General features: G+C 64.4%; 20 protein-coding genes and 1 pseudogene. 8 read left to right on the top strand and 13 right to left on the bottom strand.

The window, feature by feature from the left end; translation table 11 throughout:
• Positions 1 to 68: 68 nt before the first annotated feature.
• Both ACZ1I5_RS06110 and ACZ1I5_RS06105 read left to right on the top strand, forming a co-directional pair.
• On the top strand, positions 69 to 311 hold the full coding sequence (locus tag ACZ1I5_RS06110) for a type II toxin-antitoxin system Phd/YefM family antitoxin (protein WP_465172822.1): 243 nt from the start codon (positions 69 to 71) through the stop codon (positions 309 to 311).
• Positions 311 to 739: a type II toxin-antitoxin system VapC family toxin gene (locus ACZ1I5_RS06105; RefSeq protein ID WP_465172821.1), complete on the top strand. Its 429-nt coding sequence runs from the start codon at positions 311 to 313 to the stop codon at positions 737 to 739. The genes ACZ1I5_RS06110 and ACZ1I5_RS06105 overlap by 1 nt, the downstream gene beginning before the upstream one ends.
• Before the next feature lie 8 nt (positions 740 to 747).
• On the opposite strand, the gene ACZ1I5_RS06100 is transcribed toward ACZ1I5_RS06105, so the two are convergent.
• A complete protein-coding gene (locus ACZ1I5_RS06100; RefSeq protein ID WP_465172820.1) occupies positions 748 to 1,728 on the bottom strand; it encodes a c-type cytochrome in 981 nt (326 codons plus the stop codon).
• 435 nt (positions 1,729 to 2,163) lie between these two features.
• Here ACZ1I5_RS06100 and ACZ1I5_RS06095 point away from each other — a divergent pair, with 435 nt between their 5' ends.
• Positions 2,164 to 3,642 carry a GMC oxidoreductase gene (locus ACZ1I5_RS06095; protein WP_465172819.1) on the top strand — a complete coding sequence of 493 codons (1,479 nt, stop codon included), beginning with the start codon at positions 2,164 to 2,166 and terminating at the stop codon, positions 3,640 to 3,642.
• Between the two features lie 151 nt (positions 3,643 to 3,793).
• Here the strand turns inward: ACZ1I5_RS06095 and ACZ1I5_RS06090 are convergent, their stop codons facing one another.
• Together ACZ1I5_RS06090 and ACZ1I5_RS06085 are read right to left on the bottom strand one after the other, a co-directional pair.
• A complete protein-coding gene (locus tag ACZ1I5_RS06090) occupies positions 3,794 to 4,006 on the bottom strand; it encodes a tautomerase family protein (protein ID WP_465172818.1) in 213 nt (70 codons plus the stop codon).
• 23 nt (positions 4,007 to 4,029) lie between these two features.
• On the bottom strand, positions 4,030 to 4,767 hold the full coding sequence (locus ACZ1I5_RS06085; protein ID WP_465172817.1) for an SDR family oxidoreductase: 738 nt from the start codon (positions 4,765 to 4,767) through the stop codon (positions 4,030 to 4,032).
• Positions 4,768 to 4,862: 95 nt separating this feature from the next.
• Here ACZ1I5_RS06085 and ACZ1I5_RS06080 point away from each other — a divergent pair, with 95 nt between their 5' ends.
• A complete protein-coding gene (locus ACZ1I5_RS06080; protein WP_465172816.1) occupies positions 4,863 to 5,783 on the top strand; it encodes a LysR family transcriptional regulator in 921 nt (306 codons plus the stop codon).
• A 227-nt stretch (positions 5,784 to 6,010) separates the two neighbouring features.
• Here the strand turns inward: ACZ1I5_RS06080 and ACZ1I5_RS06075 are convergent, their stop codons facing one another.
• From ACZ1I5_RS06075 to ACZ1I5_RS06055, 5 genes are all read right to left on the bottom strand, one after another.
• The gene (locus ACZ1I5_RS06075) at positions 6,011 to 7,219 is read right to left on the bottom strand and encodes a ComEC/Rec2 family competence protein (RefSeq protein ID WP_465172815.1); all 1,209 of its coding nucleotides are present in this window, start codon (positions 7,217 to 7,219) and stop codon (positions 6,011 to 6,013) included.
• Between the two features lie 240 nt (positions 7,220 to 7,459).
• A complete protein-coding gene (gene treA, locus ACZ1I5_RS06070; protein ID WP_465172814.1) occupies positions 7,460 to 8,962 on the bottom strand; it encodes an alpha,alpha-trehalase TreA in 1,503 nt (500 codons plus the stop codon).
• On the bottom strand, positions 8,959 to 10,188 hold the full coding sequence (locus ACZ1I5_RS06065) for an MFS transporter (protein ID WP_465172813.1): 1,230 nt from the start codon (positions 10,186 to 10,188) through the stop codon (positions 8,959 to 8,961). Before ACZ1I5_RS06065 ends, treA begins: the two co-directional genes overlap by 4 nt.
• A complete protein-coding gene (locus ACZ1I5_RS06060) occupies positions 10,185 to 11,222 on the bottom strand; it encodes an alpha/beta hydrolase (RefSeq protein WP_465172812.1) in 1,038 nt (345 codons plus the stop codon). The genes ACZ1I5_RS06065 and ACZ1I5_RS06060 overlap by 4 nt, the downstream gene beginning before the upstream one ends.
• Positions 11,223 to 11,315: 93 nt before the next feature.
• Positions 11,316 to 12,353 (bottom strand): LacI family DNA-binding transcriptional regulator, encoded by a 1,038-nt coding sequence (locus ACZ1I5_RS06055; RefSeq protein WP_465172811.1) that lies wholly within the window; start codon positions 12,351 to 12,353, stop codon positions 11,316 to 11,318.
• A 144-nt stretch (positions 12,354 to 12,497) separates the two neighbouring features.
• Here ACZ1I5_RS06055 and ACZ1I5_RS06050 point away from each other — a divergent pair, with 144 nt between their 5' ends.
• The 4 genes and pseudogenes from ACZ1I5_RS06050 to ACZ1I5_RS06035 form a co-directional block, all read left to right on the top strand.
• Positions 12,498 to 14,936, top strand: a complete 2,439-nt coding sequence (locus tag ACZ1I5_RS06050) for a TonB-dependent receptor (protein ID WP_465172810.1) — start codon at positions 12,498 to 12,500, stop codon at positions 14,934 to 14,936.
• A 75-nt stretch (positions 14,937 to 15,011) separates the two neighbouring features.
• Positions 15,012 to 16,427 (top strand): sulfatase family protein, encoded by a 1,416-nt coding sequence (locus ACZ1I5_RS06045; RefSeq protein ID WP_465172809.1) that lies wholly within the window; start codon positions 15,012 to 15,014, stop codon positions 16,425 to 16,427.
• Between the two features lie 206 nt (positions 16,428 to 16,633).
• A complete protein-coding gene (locus ACZ1I5_RS06040; RefSeq protein ID WP_465172808.1) occupies positions 16,634 to 17,542 on the top strand; it encodes an alpha/beta hydrolase in 909 nt (302 codons plus the stop codon).
• Between the two features lie 218 nt (positions 17,543 to 17,760).
• A pseudogene (locus ACZ1I5_RS06035) lies at positions 17,761 to 18,115 on the top strand (MFS transporter); the annotation flags it as partial.
• 191 nt (positions 18,116 to 18,306) lie between these two features.
• On the opposite strand, the gene ACZ1I5_RS06030 reads toward ACZ1I5_RS06035, so the two are convergent.
• Genes ACZ1I5_RS06030 through ACZ1I5_RS06010 form a run of 5 tightly spaced genes read right to left on the bottom strand, consistent with a single transcriptional unit; the run spans position 18,307 to position 26,025 of the window.
• Complete coding sequence (locus ACZ1I5_RS06030) at positions 18,307 to 19,716, bottom strand: FAD-binding oxidoreductase (protein WP_465172807.1); 1,410 nt, start codon at positions 19,714 to 19,716, stop codon at positions 18,307 to 18,309.
• Entirely contained in the window at positions 19,713 to 20,663 is a 951-nt protein-coding gene (locus tag ACZ1I5_RS06025) for a M14 family metallopeptidase (RefSeq protein ID WP_465172806.1), read from the bottom strand. The genes ACZ1I5_RS06030 and ACZ1I5_RS06025 overlap by 4 nt, the downstream gene beginning before the upstream one ends.
• On the bottom strand, positions 20,660 to 22,360 hold the full coding sequence (locus ACZ1I5_RS06020; RefSeq protein WP_465172805.1) for a DUF885 domain-containing protein: 1,701 nt from the start codon (positions 22,358 to 22,360) through the stop codon (positions 20,660 to 20,662). The genes ACZ1I5_RS06025 and ACZ1I5_RS06020 overlap by 4 nt, the downstream gene beginning before the upstream one ends.
• 45 nt (positions 22,361 to 22,405) lie before the next feature.
• Positions 22,406 to 24,022, bottom strand: a complete 1,617-nt coding sequence (locus ACZ1I5_RS06015; protein ID WP_465172804.1) for a gamma-glutamyltransferase — start codon at positions 24,020 to 24,022, stop codon at positions 22,406 to 22,408.
• Positions 24,023 to 24,027: 5 nt separating this feature from the next.
• Complete coding sequence (locus ACZ1I5_RS06010; protein WP_465172803.1) at positions 24,028 to 26,025, bottom strand: prolyl oligopeptidase family serine peptidase; 1,998 nt, start codon at positions 26,023 to 26,025, stop codon at positions 24,028 to 24,030.
• Between the last annotated feature and the right edge of the window lie 19 nt (positions 26,026 to 26,044).

Raw genomic sequence — 26,044 nt, 5'->3', positions numbered from 1 at the left:
GACGAGATGAGCATGGAACTATCGGAGGCTAAACGCTATATGACCATCTAGTTGGTCAGGAGCGACATATGGACTCGATTAGTCTGGCGGATGCCAAGGCGCATTTGAGCGAACTCGTCGATCGCGTCGAAGCGGGGGATTCAATCGATATTACCCGGCGCGGCAGGCCGGTCGCGCGACTTACGGCCATTGTCAGATCGCGCAAACCGATCGACGCCGCGTTGCTGAACGCACTCACGGCGACCATGTCGCCACAGGCCGGGAGTGCGGTCGATCTGGTGCGGTCGATGCGCGACGGCGATCGCTATTGATGCTCTATATCGATACATCGCTGATCGTCGCGGCGCTTTCCAATGAGGCGATGACGCCGCCGGCGCAACGCTGGCTGGCGGAGCAGGATCCAGCGCTGCTCTCGATCAGCGACTGGACCATCACGGAAATATCCTCGGCCATGGCGATCAAACTGCGTACCAGGCAGATCGACCTGGAAGAGCGCGCGGCCGCGATGGCCATGTTCAACAAACTAAGCGCCGAGAGCTTCACGATTCTCGCGGTGACGGGCGGTCATTTCCGCGCGGCAGCCAGATTCGTCGACCAGTACCTGCTTGGCCTTCGCGCGGGTGACGCGCTCCACCTTGCGATTGCGGCGGAGCACGGCGCCACCATGCACACGCTCGACCAGCGGCTCGCCGAGGCTGGCCCCATGCTCGGCGTGCCCACGCAGCTGCTCGACGCCTGACGTCCGGCCTAATGTTTCGCCGGTTTGAGCGAGGCGAGCCCGGCGGCGAGATTCAGCATGTCGGTCTGAGTCATCGGCGCAACGACCGCCTTCATTGGTTCGGCCAGGGGGCCTGAGCGCGCACCGGAATGGAAGTCGTACAGCTGGCGCGCGATATAGCTGGGCGACTTGCCGGCGAGCGACGGGACCGCGTCGGTGCCGCCGAGATCGTCGCCATGACAGGCCGCACAGGCGGGAATGCCCCTGGCCTCGTCGCCCCGCGCCAGCGCCCTGCCGCGGGCGATGCTGCCGGGCGGTACATAAGCGAGGATCGGGACATGGGCATCGCGTTGCTCGAACCGATCGAGATCGGCGGGCGTTTCGACGATGCGGTCGCCCAGCGGCTCGGTGCCGCCACCGGGCACCAGGGTGAACAGCCAGCCCCTGGCGACGGTGCGCGGTACGGTGGCGGTTTCGATGACCGACACATGGGATCGCAAGGGCAGCTTCGCGAAATAGGCGGCGGCGCTGCGCACTTCCTCATCCGTCGCGGCCTTGCCGATATCCGCCATCCAGTCGGTGGGAAGACGATGCGGAACCGAGGACGTGCGTGCGCCACTTTTGAAATCGGCCATCTGCTGGACGATGTAGGATTCGGGCAAGCCGGCAAGCGGGGCGTTTTCGGGCCGGCCGTCGCCGCTCGGCAAGTGACAGAAACCGCAGGCACGCACGCCCGGCGCGCGGCCGTGCACGACCACTTCCGGCATCGCCGGATGATCGCCGGGATGCCAGTCCGGCACGGCGAACAGGTTGCGCAGATCCTTGCGCGCGAACGATATGGCGCTGCCGGGCACGCGCAGTTGCTCGTTCGCATCCTGTGGCGCCCGCGCGGTGGCCGGGACATTGCCGGGATAGGCCCAGTCGGGTGGTCCTTCCGGCGTATCGCTGGCCCCGGAGGTCGCCAGGGCGCAGGCGACCAACGCAAGGAGCAGCAAGACGTCGCGGCTCATATTCTGCATCGAAAGCCCCCTGCCCCAAGGGGACGGAATTAGGGCAAAGCGAGCCCGGCGGCAATCTCAGGTCAGCGCGGCGGCGGGAAGCATGTGCCCCGGTTCGCGGCTGATCCTCGCGAGCCGCGCGGTCCTCCGTGCGATCCTCACTCCTGCAATGAGGCACGCTGGTTTCACGGCCTGCATTTGACGACGAAAAAGATAGCACCGAAGTCCGATGCAATTCAACCGCTCAAAGTAACAATGTTTTATCGATATCCTTAAATTCGGTTGTAATGATTTTTCCAGATTCTCTCCGTCATCAATCGCATGTCATTGCTATTCAAATTGAGAAAATCGCCAATAACTGCTCAAAAGTCCCAAAACCGGAACATTTTGCAATATTGACTCCGAAAGATCGGCAATATTATCTGAAGAAAACTTGAGGAGCGATCCATGATCAGAAACGGCAAGGATATCGCCGACGGCACCGTCGTCTCGACCGAGGTGTGCATCGTCGGAACCGGCCCCGCCGGAATCACGGCGGCGTGGCACCTGCAACAGGCCGGGGTGAAGGTCACCCTGATCGAGGGAAGCCGCGATTATCGCACCGCCGGCATGAAGGCGAGCTGGCCGGACAAGACGCTGCTCTACCAGGGGCTGGCCGACGGCCTGTTCGCGACCAACGAACCCGAATTCCTGATCCAGCCCTATTTCGGGCAGACCAACAGCGCCTGGGAGCGCGAGCGTATCTATGGCGGTACGTCGGCGCATTGGGGCGGCCAGTCCCGCCCGCTCGATCCGATCGACTTCGAGAAGCGTCCCGGTTTCCCCGGCTGGCCGATCAGCCGCGCTGACCTCGATCCTTATTATGCGGAGGCGGCCGCCTTCTGCAAACTGCACAGCGCCGATTTCACGGCCAATTATTGGGCGAAGGTCCTGGGGGCCGATGTTCCCCTGCTCGCCGGTTTCGATACCGACATGTACCAGTTCATCGGCGCGAATTACCTGAATTTCGCGACAAGGACGTTCGACGGAATCACCATCGGGGAGAGCCCGGTCGACGTGATCCTCAACGCGAGCCTGCTCGACATCGATCACGCGCAAGGCAGCGTCAGCGCGCTGAGCGTGGCCAGCATGGACGATCAGATACCGCCGCAAAAGGCGACTCAGTTCACCATCAAGGCCGATGTCTTCGTGCTGGCGTGCGGTGCGGTCGACAATGCCCGCCGGCTGCTGCTTTCCAATGCTGGCAACGAGCATGATCAGGTCGGCCGTTATTTCCTGTGCCACCCGCTATCGGCCAGCAACGTCATCACCATCACCAAGCCCTATCTGACCGAAGCCCAGACCAGGCTGATGAACGGCGATACACTTTCCGGCGCCCGCCCGGTCCGGTGGCAGGACGAGAATGGCGTGACGGTCAATGGGCGATTTTCGCCAAGCGCGGACGAGCAGCGCGCACGGGGAATCGGCAGTTGCTGGTTCTGGGCCGGCAGCAGTCGTTATTATTTCGAAATGGCGCCGAACCCGGACAGCCGGGTCACGCTGGCCGATACCGTCGACCCGGTCTTCGGCCAGCAGCAGACTCATATCACCTGGCTGCTCAGCGACACGGACGAGGCGACCTACACCCAGTCGACCCAGATGTTCAAAGCCGCCGTCAACAGCCTGAACGGCGACGTCTATTTCCCGTCATGGCAAAGCGTGAAGAACCAGCTGATCGTCAACGGGCACCATATCGGCACGACACGCATGTCGTCCGACCCGACCCAGGGTGTGGTCGATGCCAATCTCAAGGTGCATTCGCTCGACAATCTGTATGTCGCCGGGTCGTCGGTGTTCGCATCGTCCGGAATCTCCAATCCCACCTTCTCGATCATCACCTTTTCGATCCGCCTGGCCGAGCATTTGTCCGGCGTGTTGGGCAAATAGGGACGCGACGTCGCGATCGTCAGCCTGTTCCGCCCACCGTCCTGCACGGTATGGCGGTTAAGGCAAAAGCGGTTCAGCCGGGAGACTCCGGAGGCTGTGGCGGAACAGGCGCTCTCCGCCCGGCCTACTCCTCGCACCGCCCGGACCGTCATCAGTCCCTTGCGCGATAGGCCTCCGGGATGACAAAGACCTCGTCGGCACGGGCATAGCCGCCGTCCCTGACCTCCTCGATCAGCACCATGGTGTGCGGCCGCGCTGCCTCGGAGAAATATTCGACGAGCATGGCAGTGGTGCGGTGGACGATCTCCTCCTTCTGCGCGCGGTTGAGCGCGGCTTCGGGTACCTTGAAATTGGCGAAGGGCATGGAATTTCTCCTGGTGATTATTCTCAGATCACGCCGCCATTGGCGCGGAGGATCTGGCCGTTGACCCAGCCGCCATCGGGGCCGGCAAGGAAAGCGACGACATGGGCGATGTCCTCGGGGGTGCCGAGCCGGCCGAATGGATTCGCCCGCGCGATCGTCGCGACCAGCTCGTCCGACTTGCCGGTCAGGAAAAGGTCAGTCGCCACCGGGCCGGGCGCGACGGCGTTCACCGAGATGCCGCGCGGCCCCAATTCCTTGGCGAGGATATGAGTCATCGCCTCGACCGCTGCCTTGGTCGCGGCATAGACGCCGTAGCCGGGCTGATAGAGACCGACCACGCTCGATGAGAAACTGATGATGCGCCCGCCGTCGCGAAGGCGCCGGGCGGCTTCGCGCATGCCGCGAAAGACGCCGGCGAGATTGGTCGCGACATGCCGGTCGAACACATCGTCTCCGGTATCAGCGATCGGCAGCACATCCATCGTGCCGGCATTGTTGACCAAGATATCGACGCCGCCGAATGCCTCGGTGGCGGCGTCGAACAGGGCGCGCGCTGCGGTGGAGTCGGAAATGTCGGCTCTGACGGCGATTGCACGCCCGCCCGCCTGCTCGATGGCGCTGACGACGTCGTCAGCGGCCGCAGCGTTGCTTGCATAATTCACGACGACAGCGGCGCCGTCAGCCGCCAGGCGTCTTGCGATGGCCGCGCCGATGCCTTTGGAGGCGCCGGTCACGATAGCGATCTTGTCCGATTGAGGCATGGAATTTCTCCTTCGGGCGAGAGATAGCGCTCGACATATCGTCGGATAATCCAGCAAATTGCGGAAACACTATCCGCTGAGGACGTACAAACATCATGGACCATCTCGACAGCCTCCGCCTGTTCATGCGCGTGGTCGAACGCGGCAGCTTCAGCGCCGCCGCGGCCGATCTCGGCGTCAAGCGCTCGACCGCGACCGATATGATCCGGCGCCTGGAGACCCGGTTGAACGCGCGGCTGCTCGACCGCACCACCCGGCACGTCGCGCCGACGCATGACGGGCAGGAATTCTACCAGCGCTGCGTCACCATCATCGCCGATATCGAGGATGCCGAGGCCGTGCTGCGCGACGCCGAGCCGCATGGCCTATTGAGGATCGAGGCACCCGCCCTGCTGACGCGCACCTTCCTGTTGCCCGGGCTCCCCGCCTTCCTGGATCGCCATCCGCGGATCGACCTGCAATTCGGCCAGACGGACCGGCTGGTCGACCTTATCCGCGAGGGTGTGGACTGTGCGATCCGCGTGGGAGACCTGGCCGATAGCGGGCTGGTGCGGCGTCGGCTCGGCGCGCTCGAGGAGGTGACGGTCGCCAGCCCCGGCTATCTCGCCCGACACGGCACGCCGCGCACGCTGGAAGATCTGGACGGCCACCAGATGGTCGGCTTCGTCTCGTCGCGAACGGGCGAGGTGATGCCGCTCGAATTCACCAGCGAAGGGCGGGTAAGAACGGTCCTGCTGCCCACTCGCGTGGCGGCCAACCATTCCGACACGACGGCCGACCTCGCGCGCCTGGGGTTCGGCCTGATCCAGGCGCCCCGTTACCGCTTCGCCAGCGACCTGGCGTCGGGAGCGCTCATCGAAGTCCTGCCCGACCATCCGCCGACGCCGACCGCCGTGTCCGCGCTCTTCGCGCAAAACCGGCAACTGTCACCGCGTCTCAGGGTATTTCTCGACTGGATAAGCGGAATCTTCCGCAGCGAGGATTTCCCGAATCACGCTCACTCAACGGTATCTTGACGCTCAATGGCTCGATGAACGAACCTAGAGTAGCTTGCATTAAATCAGAGCCACCACCACCCGTTCGTCCTGAGTAGCCATCGAGTAGCCGCGCAGCGGCGTATCGAGAGGGCGTATCGAAGGACAGGTTCCGCGCGACAACCTGTCCTTCGATACGGGCTCTCGATACGCCTTCGGCTACTCGATCCCTACTCAGGACGAACGGATCAGATTTAACAATCGCCGCTCTATTTTGATCGGTACGGCCCAAACCGCGTCGTGATCTCACGACGCCGATCAGTGTCGCTGAGGACATAGACCTCATATTGCTCGCCACCGGGTGCAACCCGGATCACGACATGGCCGCCATAGCTCTTGTAGATGCTGTCCATGACGGGGCCGATCACCAGGCGACTTTCCGCGCTCATCCCGGTGGAGAAGACATCCCGATCGCCCGGATAGAGGCCCTTCGACGCCATTCTGGTGACCACTTCCTCGCCCGGCTGCGGCGAGAGCCAGTTCTCCTGCACGATAACGCGTGGCGCCAGGTTTCGGAGGATATTCTCGTTCGTCGAATCCCGGTTCCCGTGGTGATCGAGCAACATCACGTCGACCGGTCCGACAACCGCGGATACCGGCGTCTCGATGTCGCGCCACCAGGGTTGGGTGTAGTTCGGTACGCCGGGGATATCGCCGCCCGAATAATAGGTGAACCGGCCATAGGAAAATCTCAGCACGTTGCTGAACGGATTCTCGTCGAAATGGCAATCCGAGACCGCGCCCTTGGGTATATAATGTTGCGTCTCGTCGCGTGCGCCAGTCCAGATAATGCCGTTGGACGCGATATTGCGGATGTGAAAGCTCGGGAATACCGACGCCTGCGCAAGCCGGATCTGGTCGAGCGCGCCCGGTTTCAGACCCGTCACCGCCTGGCCGTGGTCCATCCGATACCCGGTGAAGCTGAGGTAGTTCGCCAGCGACCGCTGATCGGAATCCTGAACGCCATCCACGCCCTTGACGCACTGCCGCAGGTCGACCGGATAGTCATAGGCCGGCGCGGCCCGATCGATGAGCGTGCCGATCGGAATCAGGTCGGCGACCTCGGTAATGCCAGCGAGCCGATAGGCGCCGGTCTTCGACATGGGCTTGCCGGGTGTGATCGTACCCAGATGATCCGTATGGAAATGCGTGATGAGTGCATAATCGAGCTTTGCCGCCTGTCCGGCCGGCGCGAACTGACGAATATAATCCGCGATCCAATAGGCAGCGGAATGTTCCCCGTCCGGGCGGGGCGGGAAGGCTTTCAGCGGGCGTACGCGCTCAACGAACGCCGGATCGGCTTCGCCTGCGTCGATCAGCAATGTCGTCCCGTCCGGGAAGACGAAATAGGTGGCATTGCCTCGCCCGGTGCTGATGTGATGAATGTCGAAATAGCCTTTCGACCACGCCGGAAGCATGTCTACCGCCGCACTGACGGCCGCGGATTTGCTCGACTGAGCGACAGCCGGCAAAGGTGTCAGGCACCCGAGGACAGTCGCCGCCAGCGCAGCGGACGTGCCGCATTCCGCGCCCGGTCGCTTCAGCTGTGCGGCAATGCGACCGAGCGACTTGCGAAGGCTTCGCGACTTCCTCATCCGATCATTCTCCCATCATCGCCTTGCTGTTGACGAAGCGTTCGGCAGCCGTCCTAGGCGAGATCAGCGCCCGCGCTCGCCGGCATCCGACCGCTCGAGCAATTCCAGCGTGACGCCATTGGTCCATCCAAACCCGATCTCGGTGCCGTATTCGCCCCCGCCCCCGGCGGTGCCGCGTTCGACATCGTATTTTTCGAGCAACTGACCGGTCTCGCGGTAATAAGCGTCGATCAGGCGCAGCCACCGCTCTGCGATGGTCCCGGCAAGCGCATCCAGGCCATAGGCGCGGAGGCCGGTTATCGCGACCCATTGCAGCGGCGCCCAGCCGTTCGGGGCATCCCATTGCTGACCTGTCCGTGTATCCGTCGTCACTAAACCGCCTGCCCGCAGCAACCGCCCGAGGGCATCGGCAATCGACGCCGCCCTCGCGGAAGGAGCGACACCGGTGAAGAGCGCGAACCCCAAGGCGGCGGTCAACATGTCATTGCAGGCGCCGAGGTCGAGGTCATAGTCGGCGTAGAAGCCGGTCCGGTCGTTCCAAAGGTGCCGGTCGAATGCGGTGGCGCGGTCGACCGCACGCTCTGCGAACGCTCGTGCGGTCGGAGCATCCCCAAGCGCTTCGGCCTCCGCGGCAATGGCGCGCTCGAGCCCGTAGATCAGGGCGTTCAGGTCGACCGGCAGCAGTCGCGTCGTGCGGATCGTTGCGAGCGTCGCGCGGTCGCCGAGCCAGCGCGAGCTGAAGTCCCACCCGCTTTCGGCCGCGGCGCGCAGATCGCGCCAGAGCTCTGCGGCGTCGCGATCGGGCGCCGCGCGCGCCAGTTCGACATCCTCGCGCCAGGACTCGTCGCGCGGCGCGGCGCGATCGTCCCAATAGCGATTGAGCAGCGCGCCATCGGCGAGCCGGACGATGCGGCGATGCGCGCCGGGTCCCTCCAGCATATCCTCGCCCGCCAGCCAGAAGGAGTGCTCGATCCGCATCCAGCCGAGGCGCTGGCGCCGCCCCTCCTCGCTCCTGTCCTTCGACAGGGCCGCCATCAGGTAGAAGACGGGCGGATGCGAGCGGCTGAGATAATAGCTGCGCGTGCCATTGGGGATGTGGCCGTAGCGGGTGAGCAGATCGCCAAAGATGGCGATCATGTCCTCGACCAGATCCTGGCGGCCCGACCGGGCGAGGCCGAGCATCGTGAAATAGCTGTCCCAATAATAGAGTTCGCGGAATCGCCCCCCTGGCACGACATGACGACGCGGCAGCGGGAGCAGCGATCCACCTTCGTCCGGCCGGTCAGCTTCGCGGGTCAGGCTAGGCCACAGCGCGACGATATGCTCGGCGAGGGGCAGGTCATCGGGAGGCTGCACGCAAGCCTCGATTCCCGGCAGGACGAAATTCGCGCGGACGAATGCGTCGAGCGCCGCATCATCCGGCTGGATTCGCGCCCAGTCCTCCAGGATTGCCTCCGCCGGGCGACGCGGAACCGCGTCGGCGAAGGTCTTGGAGTCGGGGAACAGCCCGCGCTCCTGTACGGCGGCGAACAAGGGTCCCCAGATTTCGGAAGGCGACGGCGTCACGCAGCGACTCCGCTATCCTGTCGGCGGCGGATGATGGGCAGGATCAGCGCGATCAGCCCCAGCGGCACGAGCGTGAAGTAGAAGGCGAGCGTGCCCGGCAGATGCTGGAACACCATACCGGTGATGAACGAGCCGATCGTCCCGCCCAGCGCGGAGAAGATCACGATCAGCCCCATCATCGCGGCGTGCCGGTGGCGAGGAAGCGCACTCAGCGCGACCGAGCAGAGCGTCGGGTAGATCGGCGCCAGGAAAAGGCCCAGCAGCGGAAAGAGATAGGCCGCGAGTGGCGCGTGGAACCAGTCGGTCGCGCCATTCGGGTGCCCGCCATGGGCAAGCGGCAGCGACAGCAGCACGAGCGCCGCAACGCAGGCGAGACATCCCAGCAGCGCAGGCAACCATGCGACACGCCGCAACACCACGCCTGAGGCCAGCCGTCCCACCGCCGAGGCGCCGACGAAGATACTCGCCAGCTGCACGCTCATCGCCGGCGGCAGGTGCAGCACTTCGTTGTTGAAGGTCGGCAGCCAGGTGCCGACGCTTTGTTCGACAAGCACGTAGAAGAACAGCCCGGCGAGGACCGCCACACTGGCGGGCAGGACGGCGAGCCGCGCCATTTCGCCCCAATGCGCACTTTCCGCGCCGGCGGGCGCGGCGGCGGCGCGTTCGTCGATCGGCGTCGCGATCCACACCAGCGACATCACCGCAAACGCCGCGCCCAGCGCCCAATAGATGCGCAGCCAGCCATTGCCGGTGTCGTCGAGCGCAATGAACCAGCCGAACAGCCATACGCCGGCCAGGATTCCGACCATGAACACGCCTTCGATGATGCCGGTGATGCTGGCATGGTCGTTGGAATCGCGCGCGAGCAGGCCGATCGTCGCATAGGTCGCGACCTTGGCGATCGCGAAGCTGAAGCCGATCGCCACGAACAGCGCCTGCATCATGAAGAAGCTGCCCGCGAACGAGACCACGAAGCATGTCAGCGCCATCAGCACCATCATGGCGGTCAGCGCGCGGCGGAAGCCGAACAGCGGCACCCGGGTCGCGACGAGGAAGGAGGCCGCCACCACGGTCAGATCCTTGCACGCCTCCAGCGTGGAGCCCATCGGCTTGGTCGCGTCGAAGTGCCGGATCGATTGCAGGATGACGATGCCCACGCTGTTCATCATCACGCCGAGCAGCGCGTAAGTGAGAGCGAGCGCGACGATGACACGGATGCGGTTCATTTCGGGCTTCCCTGGGCGAGGTGGCGATCGAAGAAGCCGGCGATCAGGCGGAACGCCTCGATGGATTCGGGCATGTCGGGCCACATGAAGAAGGCGTGCGGCAGGCCATCGAAGAGATAAAGCTCGGAGGGCACGCCGGCGGCCGCAAGACGACGATGCGCCAGGGTCAGCGTGCTCGCGGCGAAATCGCGGCCGCCGGCCAGCAGCAGAGTGGGCGGCATGGCGCGGGTCTCTGCATCGGACAGCAGCGGATAGGCGCGCGCGTCGCTCGGCGAAACGCCGGCCAGATAGGGGCTGACCGGCGGCACCATCACTGGCGCCTTGCCGGCAAATGGCCCTGAGAGGACGACGCTGTCGCCCGTATAAGGCGCCCCGGTGCTGCAGAAGGTGCCGATCGCGCCCGGGACGGGAAGCTTCGCCAGATGAAGGGAGGCGGTGGTCTGCGCGACCAGCGCACCGCCGGCCGAGCAGCCATAAAGGCCGATAGCCCCAGGTTGGTAGGTCTTCAGAAGCGCGCGATAGACCGACATCATGTCGTCCGACGCGGCCGGATAAGGATGTTCGGGCGCAAGGCGGTAGTCCACCGTCACCACGCGCACCCGCATCGTCGCCGCGATCGGGATCGCTTCGACCAGCGCGCCGCTGCCCGCGCCCCACAGGAACGCGCCGCCATGCGCATTGACCAGAACGCGGTCGCGATTGGCCGGGCTGATGCCTTCTGCCGGCTCGACCACGTCGACGGCGACGCCGCCGATCGTCTCTTGGCGGACAATCGTCCTGAAGCGCCGCCGCATCTCGGCAAGACGGTCGTCGTTGAAACGCTGGTAGAAAGCGCGCTGCTTCGGGATGTTTCCGGCGATGTCGGCGGGTGCCGTCGCCGCGTCCATGCGCTTGAGGACTGCCAGCGCTTCCGGGCTAAGCTGGTTCGACGGCGGCATGGTAAAGGCGGGCATCGCCACCTGCGCATCGACGATCGATGGTGCCGCGCCGGACGCGGCAACGGCGAACATCAGTCCCAGCCGGACACCTATCATCGACAACCCCTCCCCAGCCTGCGGGAGCGGATGCTCCTCGCGCCTTTCTTCACGCCTAGGTCGCCATGAAATGCATTTCAAGAAAATAGCTGTTCAGGTCTCGCGGATCACCATTTCCGTCGGGAGCAGGGTCGAACGCGCGCGCGCTCCATCGAGCTGCTGCATCAGTTTCTCGACCAGCAGGGCGCCTGCCACATCGGTCTTCTGATTGATCGTCGTTAGCGCCGGCGTGAAATGTGCGGCCGGCGGTATGTCATTGTAACCAACGAGAGAAAAATCGCGCGGCGCGGTCAGGCCGTGCTCGCGAAAGGCACCAATGGCCGCCATGGCCGCGGTGTCCGAAAAGGCGAAGACCGCGTCGGGGCGCGCGCCGCCAACGAGATAGGAGGAGACGGTCTGCGCGGTGGCGGTGAACGCCATCGACACGATCGGCAGGAACTCGACCGTAATGCCCTCGGCCGCGTCCGCCTCCTGGCAAAGTCCCTCATAGCGCAGCCGTAGTTCTTCATGACGAATGTCACCGAGAAACAGCCACCGCTTGCGGGCCCGCTCGCGGAAATATTTGCCCGCCAGCCGGCCGCCACGAATGTTGTCGCTCCCCACCGCGCAATAGCCCGAATCCTTACGCACCGCCCCCCATACGACCATCGGCACGCCACGCTGCGCCATCGTCCGTAGCATGGCGTCGCGCGTTCCCTGACCGAGGATGATGAAGCCGTCGGCGCCGCGGGCGCGGAAAAAATCTTCGAAGGCGCGTGCGTCATCGAGGCCGGGCGGCGACAGCAGCAATTCCTGGTCGCGGATCGACAGCGCCTCGGAAACGCCCGCAAGTAGCTCGAAGATAAAGGGATCGCCGATCGCGCCGTGCCGGTGCGAGGCGAAATCGAGCATCACCGCGACGGTGCCGGTACGCGCGTGGCGCAGCTTCTGCGCGTTGCGGTTGACGACATACCCCTGCTCTCGCGCTACCTGGAGCACGCGCGCGCGGGTTTCTTCGGTGACGAGCGGGCTGTCGCTGAGGACGCGCGAGACGGTCGGCATCGACACATTGGCGAGTCGTGCAATGTCCTGCATCGTCGGGCGTGCGGCGCGCGCGGCGCGCCCCGGCATTCTCGGCAGATCATCACTCATGGGGTAAGACCGTAGGCGAGCGCAGGAGGGTGTGGCAAGCCTGCAACATCTCCTTGCACTGCGCTCTTGAAATGCATTTCATAACGATTTAGCAAGCACCCCTGCCAAGGCAATCATGCCGGTTTATCCGCAAGGGGAGGATTCATGATCCGCACCGCTCTCTATATGCTCAGCGCAGCACCGCTCGCGCTTTCCGCCCAAATCGCTTACGCTCAGTCGGCGCCCGCCGTGCCCGCGGACACGGCAGCGCAGCCGGCGGATGAACCGGAACAGCAGGACATCGTCGTCGTCGGTACCGCCGGCGCCGGGACGCGGCGCCAGGACGCTGCCTTTGCCGTCACCACGCTTAGCAACGCTGCGATCACGCGCGCCGCGCCGACGAGCACGGCGGACCTGCTGCGCACCGTTCCGGGCGTGATGACCGAGAGCTCGGGTGGCCAGAATGGCGCGAACATCTTCGTCCGCGGCTATCCGGCGGGCGGCGACGCGCAGTTCGTGACGTTCCAGGTGGCGGGCGTGCCGATCTTCCCGCCAGCGACATTGTCGTTCCTCGAAAACTCGCAGCTCATCCGCCTCGACGAAACGGTCGAGCGCGTCGAGGCCGTGCGGGGCGGCACCGGGTCGCTCTTCTCGGCGGGACAGCCGGGTCTGACCGTCAACGTCGTGCCGCGCATCGGCGGCGATACGCTGAAGGGCTTCGCGAAATTCTCCATCACGGATTACGGCGACAAGCGCGGCGACGCCTGGGTCTCGGGACCGCTCGGCGGCGACACCAGCTTCATGGTGGGGGGCTATTATGCGCAGGGCCACGGCATCCGCGATCCGCGCTTCGATGCGGAAAAAGGCGGTCAGATCACCGCCAATATCCATCATGATTTCGATGGCCGCGGCTCGGTCGAGATCTATGGCCGTTATCTCAACGATCACGGCCAGTGGCTGCTGACGATCCCGGTCGTGCAGAACGGGAGCGAGATCAGCCAGTATCCGGGCTTCACCGGCAACAGCAACAGCCTGATCGGCCCGGAGACGAAGGTCGTCACCAACGTGGCAGGCCGCCGCATCGATCTGTCGCAGGGCCGCGGCGCCAAGGTTTTCAACACCGGCATCAATTTCGAATATGAGATCGCGGACGGACTGCGCGTGCGCGAGCGTACCGCCTATCTTGGCGGCAACGCCGACACCAACGGCCTCGTTCCCGTGGCGGCGCCTACGACCGCGGCGGCAATGGCGGCGACGTTGGGCGGCACTGGCTCGACTGTCGGCTCGCTGACCTACGCCAACGGTGGCGGCACAGTCTCGACCGGCGCCAGCACGCAGGTGATGCAGGCCGGCGTGTGGAGCGTCAAGAAGAAGATCTCGTCGTTCGTCACCGATTCCGCGCTCGAATGGAAGAGCGGGGGCAACACGCTGACCGGCGGGTTCTACTACGCCAACTACACGACGCGCGATAATTGGGCGCTTGGCAACAATGTCCTGCTGACGGCCACGCCCAATGCCCGCCTGCTCAGCCTGACGCTCGCCGACGGTCGGGTCGCGTCGAGCGCTACCGGCCTCAGCGGTGGCCAGGGCTTTCTCGTGGACGGCAGCTACACCGGCAACGATTACGCCTTCTACGCGGTGGACGAGTTCCAGATCACGCCGGAATTGCGCGTCGATGGCGGCCTCCGCTGGCAGCGCCACGAGGTGAGCGGTCAGGTCCGTACGCCCGGCGGCACCGTCAATGTCGATGGCAATCTGAACACGCTGTACGACAACGCCTCGAACGTGCTGGCGGTGGCGCCGCAGATCATCGACTATAGCGACTCGCAATGGTCCTGGACGGCAGGCGCCAATTACGATTTCTCCCGCAGTCTCGGCGTGTTCGCGCGGTACAGCCGCGGGCACAGCTTCCCCCAGTTCGACAATCTTCGCGGGCTGTCGGCGGCCCAGATCGCCAATCACACCGCCACGGCCGTCACGGCCAAGGTCGACACCTATGAGGGCGGCATCAAATTCTCCAGCCAGATGCTCAACCTGTACCTGACGGTGTTCCACAACAAGTTCGATGGGCTGGCCACCACGGGGATCGTCAACAACGTGCCGACCAGCTCAATCGGTGGCGCCAAGGCCACCGGCGTCGAGCTCGAAGGCATCGTGCGTCCGGTACAATGGTTCAGCGTTTCCGCATCCGGCACCTATCTGGACGGCACCTATCAGGACTTTTTCTCCAACAACGGTCTCAACGACGACACCGGCAACATGGTGCAGCGCCAGCCGCGCTGGGCCTGGCGCGTGACGCCGGCGGTCGACGTGAACGTCGCCGGGCTGAAGCCGTCGCTGTATGCGACGGTGCAATATACCGGCGACCGCTTCTCGGATCCCGACAACAAGCAGTTGCTGCCGCATTATTATCAGCTCGATGCCGGTGTGTCGGTCGAGGTGATGAACCGGGTGACCTTGCAGGTGACGGCCAACAACCTCACCAACGAGTTCGGCCTGACCGAGGGCAACCCGCGCGTCATCGGCTCGCAGGGCTCCGGCGTGGTGCTGGCGCGTCCGATCCTTGGCCGCTCGTTCCGCTTCAGCGCGGCGGTGAAATTCTGACCTGACCGGGCCCGCCTCCGGCCCCGCGCCGGAAGCGGGCTCAGCTCTCGCTTCCTCCTCGAGACGGAGACGCTGATGGACCGTCGCAATGTCCTGAAGGTGATCGCAGGCGCCGCCGCGGTTTCCGCGACACCGCTGCGCGCGACGGTTGCCGCGCCCTCCAGGCGCAACGTGTTGCTGCTGATCTCCGACGACCAGGGGCTGGACGCCGGCTGCTTCGGCGTCGATATCAAGACGCCGCGCATCGACCGGCTCGCGCGCGAAGGGACACGCTTTTCACAGGGCTATGCCACGGTATCGTCCTGCAGCCCCAGCCGGGCGTCGATCTATACCGGCCTCTATACGCATCAGAACGGCATGTACGGTCTGGAGCATGATGTGCATCACCAGTCGCTGTTGCCGGGCATCGAGACGCTGCCGGCGATGCTGAGCCGTGCCGGCTATGCAACCGCCCTGGTCGGCAAGAAGCATGTCGGCCCGGACGCCGCCTTCCCCTATGAGGCGGAACTGGTTCCGGAACGCGGCGGCATCCGCGACGTACACGAATTGTCGGTCGCCGCGGCGAGCTTCATCCGCTCGAGCGACGACCGGCCGTTCTTCGTGACCATCGGCTATAGCGACCCGCATCGTGCCGCGGTGGATTACGGCAACGATCGTCCCTGGCCGGATGTGAAGCCGGTCAGATACGATCCGGGCCGGGTTCCGATCCCGTCACATCTGCCCGATCTTCCCGCGGTCCGGCAGGATCTGGCGGCCTATTACGAGTCGGTCAGCCGTCTCGACAGCGGCATCGGCATGCTGCTCGACGATCTCGCCGCGATGGGCCGCGCCGACGATACGCTGGTGATCTTTCTGAGCGACAATGGCCGCCCCTTCCCTGGCGCCAAGACCAATCTTTACGATCCGGGCCTCCATCTGCCGCTGATCGTCCGCGCACCCGGCACGGACGCTTCGGTCAACGATGCGATGGTGAGCTGGGTCGATATCGCGCCGACCATCCTCGCCTGGACCGGTGCGCAAGGGCCCGGCTACGAACTCTCCGGCCAGTCGCTGCTGCCGCTGCTCGGCAAGTCGGGCGATGCGGCGCGCGACGCGGTGTTCGCCAGCCATGATTTTCACGAGATCAATCAATATTATCCCATGCGCGCGATCCGCACGCGCGATCACAGCTATATCCTCAATCTCGCGCACCCGCTCGATTACCCGATCGCGGGCGATGTCGCCGGATCGCCGAGCTGGCGCGCGATCATTGCCGACCCGTCGATCAGGCTGGGTAAGCGTACCCAGGCGTCGTATCTGAAAAGGCCGGCCGAAGAACTGTACGATCTGAAGCGTGATCCGGACGAACTGACGAACGTCGCGAACGATCCTGGCTACGCCTCGGTGCGGGCACAGCTCGCCGAGCGCCTGCGGGCGCGCCGGGCGGCGACCAAGGACCCCTGGCTCGCCGGCCAGACCGACCCGTACAGCCATGTCGGCAAGCCCGAATGAGCGAAGCGCCAGATCGTCGCGACCCCCCTGCTTTCGGGTAGCCTCGGGACGTTCGGACTCAATAGCTGGGCCGCGACCGCTCGCGACGCTCAAGCGCCAGGCGGGGTAAAGCCCGGACACCGACTATGGTCGCGGTTGGAATGAGCGCTAAAATCTGGAGGCTGGGTCGCAATGCGAGCCGCATGCGCTGCTCGGGAGAGTCCACCATGCTCGTCAGTGCCGTCTCCGTCTTTGCGCTGTTGATTGCCGTGCCGTCCACGGCCCCGGCAGAAACGCCGTCCGCAGTGGCCAGCGGGCCGGCGACGGTTTCGTTATGGCCAGGCGGCGCGCCAGGCTCCGAGCAGCGGTCGAGCGACCCGGAGATCGTCGAGAACACCTATGTGCGAAGCGTCCACAGCCCGTCCCTGACCGTGTTCCCCGCTGACCCGCGTCACGCCAATGGCGCGGCGGTCATCGTCGTGCCCGGCGGCGGGCATCGCATGCTGGTCTTCGTCAATGAGGGTGTCGGGCCGGCCAGGGCTCTCAACCGCTACGGCGTCACGACCTTCGTCCTGAAGTACCGCCTCGCGCGTGAGGCGGGATCGACCTATGCGATCGAGCGCGACGCCGCCGCCGACCTGCGCCGGGCGGTCCGCTGGGTCCGCGCCAACGCCGCTCAGTACGGCGTGGATCCCCGCCGCATCGGGGTGATGGGCTTTTCGGCCGGCGGCGAACTCGTCTCGCTGGTCGCCGACAATCCGGAGCCGCTCCAGCCGCCCTCGGCCGATCCGCTCGACGCGGTCAGCGCCCGACCCGATTTCCAGGTGCTGGTCTATCCGGGACCCTTGGGCATCCCCGCCCGCGCCGCGACCGGCGCCCCGCCAGCGTTCATCACGGCCGGCTCGCTCGACCAATGCTGCGCCGAGCCGGCCATGACGCTCTACGGCCAGCTTCGCAAAGCCGGCGTGTCCGCAGAACTGCATATGTTTGCCGACATGGACCACGGTTTCAACATCGCCGCCCATTCCGAGAGCCTGTCGATCCTGCACTGGCCCGACCGCTTGGCCGATTGGCTGAGTGACGGCGGCTGGCTGCACGAGCGCCCTCTGAAAGACCCGAAACCCTTCAGTCCCTGAATGAAATCATTCCCACTCGATTATTCCGTTCGGCGTAATGCATTGAAATGCCGAAAGAAAATTAATATCGTGCACATCACCGCCGCGAACAAGACCGACAAAATACTTTGGCTTTGATTTTATTGAATAATTTAGCCGAAAAAAATTTTTTGGCCTTCAGCCACATTCGCACGCCGCTTGGCGCCTTAGGAAGTGATCAACCTTGATCCGCTGACCGCTGGACGGAGCCTGAAACAGCGGTCCCCATCGAATATTGCATTGCGCAGAAAGATATCGTCACATTCCTCAGGGTGATGGGCGAGCGCGGCCGTATGCGCCCTCGCGATGGCGCGGCACTGGGCATTGCTGCGTGATCTCGGCGATCCGCTTTTATGGGTCGAGCGCTATCATGTAGCGACCTGGCTCGACTATGTCCGGCACAACCAGCGGTGCACCCACGCCGATGCGGACAACATCGCCCAACTGGCGACGCCGCACGAGGGACCAGTGCCTCCAGTCGTCCACCCCATTATCAAACGGCAAGCCGGATCACTGCCCTTCAGCCGAACGCCCGGATCGAGAGAGATGTCCTGATATGAATTAAGAACCTACTCTTTTTTGGGGACGGGCAACCTGAGCTTTGACGGAACCCGGTGTGGCGCCCAGGGCTGCCCGGAATAAAGACGTTATGCGCCCATCGCGACGATCGGGACGACCGCGCGGGCGATCTAGTTTTGACCGATGGTGACCAACACGGCAAAACCTTCTTCGTCCGGTGGCGGCGCCTAGAGACTGAAGATTTTGCCTGGATTCATCAGGTTTTTCGGATCAAGGGCGCGTTTCAACACACGCATCAGATCGACGGCGTCGCCAAGCTCCGCCACGAGCCAATCCTGCTTGCCGAGCCCTATCCCGTGCTCGCCGGTGCATGTGCCGTCCATGACCAGGGCGCGCTCGACGAGACGTCGATTGACGGCTTCGACCTCCGCGAACTCTCCCGGCTCATTCGGGTCGATCGAGAAGATGACGTGGAAATTGCCATCTCCCACATGACCCAGGATCGTCGCCGGCACAGGGCAGGCGTCGAGATCGGCCCGTGTCGCCAGGATGCAGTCGGGCAGCCGGCTGATCGGCACGCATACATCCGTCGTCCATCCCACGGCGTTGGACCGGACGTTGATCGCCGCATAATAGGCCTCGTGACGCGCCTTCCAGAGCCGGGCGCGCTCTTGCGGCCGGTCGGAGAATGCGAATGCGCCGCCGCCATTCGCTGCAGCGAGGCCGCGCACGATCTCGACCTGCTCGGCCACGCCGCCCGGCGAGCCGTGGAACTCGAAGAACAACGTCGTGACTTCGGGCAACCCGAGCTTCGACCAGGCGTTCACCGCCGCGATCTGCCGATCGTCCAGCAGTTCGACGCGAGCAAGCGGCACGCCGCTCTGGATCGACTGGACCACGGTATCGACCGCGCCCTGCAACGTGGCGAAACCGCACACCGCCGCCGAGATGGTCTCCGGGACGGGATGAAGCCTCAGCGTCACTTCCGTGATGATGCCGAGCGTACCTTCCGACCCCACGAAGAGACGGGTGAGGTCATATCCCGCCGCGGACTTGCGGGCACGACGCGCGGTCCGGATGACCTTGCCGTCCGCGGTGACGACGGTGAGCGACAGCACTGCCTCGCGCATGGTGCCATAACGGACAGCGTTGGTGCCGCTGGCCCGCGTAGCGGCCATTCCCCCGATCGTCGCATTGGCCCCGGGATCGATCGGGAAGAACAGACCGGTGTCACGCAGGTGGGCGTTAAGCTCCTCGCGGCGCACGCCGGCTTCGACCGTGCAGTCGAAATCCTCCGCGTTAACGGCGACGATGCGGTTCATCCGCGACAGGTCGATCGAAACACCGCCGTGGACGGGAAGCGCGTTGCCCTCGATCGAGGTGCCCGCGCCGAACGCGGTTACCGGCACGGCATGCTCAGCGCAGAGCTTTACGCAGTCGACGACATCCCCGGTGGTCCGCGCCACAATGACGACGTCGGGCAGCGCCTCCGCGAAATGCGCCTCGCTCCGCCCATACTGACGGCGCACGCTCTCGGAGAGAAGCGCGTCCTCCCCGAACCGCACCGCAATCGCGGCCAGAAATGACGAAGAAGGCGGCATGCGCGTTGCAACCGGGCTTATCGCGGGCAGCGTCATGGCCGATAATCCGTCGCTACGCTTTTGGCGTCGTGAGCCAGGGCGAAATTCAGGGCCGCGCATATCGCCGCGACCTGCGCCTCCACACACGTCTCAGCTGTCATGCCCGGGGCATCCGGGTAAACTTCGGTCGTCGACGTGAAGCGGGCTTCGGTGATGGATGTGCAAAGACAGAGTTCAGCCAGGGGATAGGCGATTACACCGTGCGCAATGACGGGCGAGCCGATGATCTTCCCTTCCCCATCCGGTGGCGCTATCCGCGTGATCTCCTCGACGGCGGCAATGATCGCGTGTTGAAAGGCGAGTTGCGGTTCGGCGGTGTCGGCGACCAGATAGAATCCATCGGGTATCGCCTCGGCTTCGAACGTCTTGCCGTCGCGCGCACTCAGCGCGGGTCGGAACTCGCTTTCATCGCTATCCGTCGTTTCGTGCAGATCGATGTGCAGAAGATAGTGGTCCGCCGTCGCGTTCACGAGCTTGATCAACGCCGTCGCTTCCCGCGATGGTCCTCCCCTTCGAAAGTTCCGGTTCGGATCGACAGCATCATAGTTCCAGCGGTTGATGCGTTCATAGCCCCAGGGACTGACGCAGGGGATCACCAGCAGATTGACCAAGCCGGAATACGCGCTGGCGTGATGCTCGAGAAATTCGAGTGCGCCCAGAACGCCGCTGGTTTCGTAACCATGGACCCCGCCCGTTACCAAAGCAGTGGGTAACGCGGGGTCGATCGGCTGGCTACGCAGCGCATACAGGTTGTACCTGTCCTCCGCGTAGTCGATCTTCCCATAGGCAATCTTCTTGAAGCGGTCCGCAAGCGCGTCGATGCGCGCCACGACATCTTCGTCATAGCTGCGCCGACGCGTTTGCCGAGCCCGCCACTGGGCACGTTCCTGCTCGCCCCAGGGCCGCCCGGCCGTGCCGATGGGATAGAAATCATTGGCCTTCATGCAGCCACCGCGACCTTCGCGTGAGCAATCCAGTCGTCGATCAGGATCTCAAGCACCGGCAGCGTCACGGCACCGGCCGCCATCAACGCGTCGTGAAAATCGCGGATCCGGAAATCGTCACCGAGAGCCGTCTCGGCGCGAGCCCGAAGTTCGCGAAACTTGAGATTGCCGAGTTGATAGGCGAGCGCCTGCCCGGGCAAACCAATATAACGATCGACCTCGGCCGTCAGCGTCTCCAGCGGCATCGCCATATTCTCCCGGAAGAAGGAAATCGCCTGATCGCGGCCCCATCCCCTGGAATGAATACCAGTGTCCAGCACCAACCGCACCGCGCGCCACATCTCCATCTCGAGACGGCCGTACCGCTTCTCCGGCGTGTCGTAGAAACCCATCTCTTCGCCCAATGCTTCGCAATATAGCGCCCAGCCTTCGAGACAGGCGGCATATTTCATCGCGCCGTAGCGGCGAAAGTCGGGGAGCTGATCCATCTCCTGGATCAGCGCGAGATGCATCAGATGGCCGGGCCAGGCCTCGTGCAGCGCCAATGGCAGATGCATGTAGCGCGGGCACTTGCCGGGAATCGAGGTGATCCAGTGGACACCCGCCGCGCTGCCATCGGCCGGATTGGGTTGGGCATAGGCCGGCGGCATGCGTTCGGCGACGGCGAGCGGAATGCTGCTCACGCCATAGCTGATGCGGGGTATCCGCCCGAAGAATTCGGGAATCCGCGCATCGATGCGTTTCGACAGGATCTCGATCTGCTCGCGCAATGCTTCCGCGCTTTCGGCAAATTGCCGGTTGTCGGTCTGCAGACGGTGACGAAAACCTTCGAGGTCGTCGGCAAAACCTGCATCGGTCGCGACGGCCAGCATCTCGTCTTTGAGACGCTCGACTTCCGCAAGCCCGGTCGCGTGGATGTCCGCCGGCGGCAGATCGATCGTGGTATATTGGTTGATATTGTACCGATAGAAGCGCTCTCCATCCACGTCGTCAGCGCCTGAAATGCTGTCGCGTGACGCCGGCAGCAGCGTCTCTTCGAGAAAGTCGGCATAGTCGAGGAATGCCGGGCGGACCACGTCCTCCACCAATGCACGCCCCTCGCCTGCCAGATCTGCCATCACGCCACCCCTGCCCGCGATGCGTCCGAGCGGACCATAAAAGGGATTCGCCTCCAGGTCGGCCGCCATCTGGCCGCGGACCTGCGCGATGGCGCGCTCCACCACGAGACGGGGATAGGACATTCCTTGCGCTACGCCCCGGGCCAGCGCGACCTGCACGGTCGCGAACGACGCCGGTGTTGCGACAAGCCGCGCCAGATACAGCCGCGCATCGGCTGCGGTGGCCAAGGCAGTGGCGTTGGCCCAGTAGATCAGCGTGAACTCCGGACCGAGCGGATAGATGGCCGGGCGCAGATGCGCCCCGCTTTCGACCAGCTCGACCAGAAGGCGAAGCTCATGGCCGAGCAGCAGATGCGTCGCCCGATCCTCGACTCCCAGCGATGCCGTCTCGATCGCCGCGAGCTCGACAAGGGCTTTCCGCGCCCAGTCGGCGCGCCGTTCATGGTCGATCGGCGCCTCGCGCATCAACTGCGTGGCTTCGGTCGCCACGCCCGCCGCGATCGCGTTGATCGGGAGCTCCTCGCATTGAAACGTCCAATAGCGCGCGGCCAGTCCGGCCAGGGCGGCGTTGATACCCATCTTCACTCTCCTATAAACGGCTAGCATTGCGGCGTGGCATGCGGTTCAAGCCGCCAGGGCAACCCCGGTGCGGCGCGGATCCGCACAGGCGCTGGCGAGCCCGTCCGCGGCGAGATGGACGCCTTCGTAGCTGCCGCTGTGATAATTCCAGGGGTTGACCAGCTCGGTCTTCAGCCCGCGTTTCCTGACCTCCGCCTGGATTTCCGGGGTGCCGCAATCCAGCTCCAGGAAGAACGCGTCCGGTGCCAGGCTGTCGCTGGTGTAGGTCGGTCCGCCGATGCGGGGTTGATGGACCGAGGTTTCGATGTCCATGCCGAAATCCAGGATATTGAGCGCGTTGGTGACGCAGTTCTGGATCAGGCCGACACTTGGCGACCCTGCCGCCAGGACCGGCCTGTCGTCCGCGTCGAAGATGATGTGCGGCGCGACATAGCATGTCCCGCGATCGCCTGGCTTGGGCATGTTGCGGAAGAAATGCACGCCCCCGGCCCACAGGTTCATGCCGTCCACGATCAGCCCGTTCGACCAGCCGTGCGACATCACCGAATGCAGTACCGTGGCGATATTACCCTCGCGATCGACCACGGTCAGATGGTTCGAACCCGGATACGCCTTCTTCGCCGGATCCACGCCCTTGGGATCGCGCATCTTCATCAGCTCGAAGCGCATCGCGGCATAGTCCTTGGAAAGGATGGTCTCCATTGGGAGCGGCCAGCTGTTTGGATCACCTTGCGCTGCGCCCTCGGAGAACACTTCCAGGCAGAAGCGCGCCAGCCAGTACATGGAGTCCGCGCTCTCGGTGGGCATGCCCCACTCCCTGAGCGGAATCTGCTCCACCAGATTCAGGATCTCGATGATGTGCGTGCCGCCCGTGTCGGGCGGAGGCGAGCCGGCGATCTTGTACCCGTGGTAGCGGCCCCAGGCAGGTTCCATCCAGCGCGTCTCGTAGCGATCGAAATCCTCCATCGTCAGGACGCCGCCGGCGCGCCTGACCGTCTCGACCACCTTCTCGGTGAAGGCCGAGCGGTAGAAATAGTCGACGCCGTCCGCGGCCATCCGCTCCAGCGTGTCGGCAAGCGCGTGGTTGACCAGCGGCTCGCCGGGGCCGCGGATCACCTTGTCGCGGAAATAGATATTCCGGCCTTCGTCGCTCAGCCCGATCTTGGGCGCCGCCTCGAACATCATGCCGTACAGGACCGGATAGATCGGGAACCCGTTGCGGGCGAGTTCGATCGCGGGCGCGGCCAACGCCTCCCGCGACTTGTTGGCAAAGCGCGCGCGCGACGCTTCCCAGGCCGACCAGAAGCCGGGGACCGCAACGCTCCGTCCGGTGCCCACGTCGGCAGCCGAGAAGCCGGGCAAGCCCGCGAGCGGCGCGTTCATGGAGCCGTTGACATATTGGGTCGCGCCCGTCGCCGCGTCGTAGTGCATCATGCTCAGCACCCCGAACGCCGTCGTCATATGCGGCTCGACGACGGTCTGGGCGAGCGCAGCCGCGAGAGCCGCATCGACGGCGTTCCCCCCGTCCCCGAGAATGTTCAGCGCGACCTGCGAGACGATCGGGTGCGACGAGACCACGATCCCGTTCCGGCCCGATGCCTTTTGCTTCCGGCCGGCCACCGCGGCCTTGCAAAGCCGCGCAATTTCATCCTGGTCGAACATGATCCTTAACTCCTTTGGGACAGGCCCAGATACTCGGCGAAAAACGCGAGAACTTCGGCGGATTGACGCGTCTGATCCTCCCTGCCGATGGCGCCGTGCCCGGCGCCGCTGCGCACCCGCAACAGGACCGGGAGCGCGCCCGCGCTCGCCTGCTGCATCCGCGCCGCGAGCTTGCGTCCATGCCATGGGGGACAGCGCGGATCGTTCGCGCCGCAATCGATCAGCATCGCGGGATAGCGTGTGCCATCCTCCACATTCTGATAGGGCGACCAGCCGTAGAGGATCTGCGCCATTCCAGGGTCCGACGGGGCGCCATAGTCGAGCGTCGCGGCCATCGAGAACGGATCGCGACACCGCGCCAGCGCGTCGGTGATCGGCGCCTCGGGGGAGCTGGCGCGGAACAGATCCGGCCGCTGGACAGCGGCCACCGCAGCCATCACCCCGCCATTGGATCCGCCGGTGACGCCGAGCTGCGACGGCGTCGTGATGCCCTGGGCGATCAGATCCTCCGCTATGGCATACAGATCGTTGAAACTGTTCTGCTTGTGCTGGAGGCGGCCCTGCTCCCACCAGGCCGATCCGAACTCGCCGCCGCCGCGCAAATGGCTGAGGACGAATATGCCGCCAGCCTCGACCCAGGCGGCCCACCGGTTCCCGAACCAGCCTGGGAGTACGGCCACGTTATAGCCGCCATAGCCAGTGACGATCGTCGGATGCGGCTTCGACAGGTCGAGGTCGCTGCGCGCGATGACGTGGTAGATGACCTCGGCGCCGTCCTGGCTGACCGCCTTGCGATCGACCACCTGCGCGTCGATCGTTCGTTCCGGCTTGCTGATCTGGGTGAGCTCGCGGGTCCTGACATTCGCCGAATACAGCGCCGGCGCCACGGACGGCGTCGCGAACAGGAAATCGATCCGCTCGCCTTGGCCGCGCAAGATCGTGTTGGTGACGTTGAAGAAGGAGAAATAGCTGCCCGTGCAATTGACGAGCCCTTTGCCCGGAAGCGCGATCTCGCCTTCCAGTTCGCCATGCCTGTCGAAGACGCGAAGACGCGAATAGGTATCGACATAATCGAGCACGACCGCGCGATCACCGACTGCGAGCACATTCGCCAGGACATCGGCGGATGGTGGAATGATCTCCTTCCACATCTCACGCTGGGCAGGCGCGGCAAGCGGGATCGACAGCATCCGTCCGCGCGGTGCGCCGTCATCGGTGATCGCGAAAAAGCGATCTCCCACGATATCGCCGCGAAAAATGCCCGGCACATCCTTCAGGAAAGGACGCCATTTACCGTCGCCATGCGTATCGAGGATGAACTCGGGTTTCGGGGCGAGATGGTTGACGAAAAGCAGGACATGACGCTTGTCGGCGGCGACGACGGGCCGGACGTAGAAATGGCTGGGTTCGACAGGTTCCAGCATCGCGTGCTTTGGATTGTCGACCATCACGCGATACAGCGTCTTTCCGGCTGCGATGTCCGCCGGATCCATGCTCATGTAGAAGAAACCGCTGTCGTCCGGCAGCCAGACGAAGGTGCTGAGTCGCTCGCTCGGCAGGCCTTCTGAAACTATCCTCCCGGTTTCGACCTCGACAAGTTGAACGATGGGCTTCTCGCGCCCGCCGGCAGTATGCGCGAAGACCGCCATCCTGCCGTCGTTCGACAGCGCATATCCCGCCATCTGCAGCGGTTCGTCCGCACGCATCGCGTTCAGGTCGACGACGCGCCGACCCGGGCCGACCGGCGAGTCCGAAAGCTCGACGACGGTAAGATCCTGCCCCTCGGGCACGAACCTGCGAACATAGTGACCGCCGGCAAAGGGAAAAATGACGATGTCCTCGCTGTCACCCATTGCATGAAGCGTTTCGAGGAACGCCTGGTAGCTTGGCAGACCCGAGAGATGCGAGCGGGCAAGCGCGTCCTGGGCGCTTTGCCAGTCGAGCACGTCGCGATCCGATTCTTCCAGCCAGCGAAACGGATCGGCATACCGGACCGTCCCCATGCCGAATTCGACCCCTTCC

The organism is Sphingomonas sp. BL-S-30, from assembly GCF_055521475.1.
The sequence above is the reverse complement of the archived record's forward strand: the minus strand, read 5'-3'. Positions and strand labels throughout refer to the sequence as shown.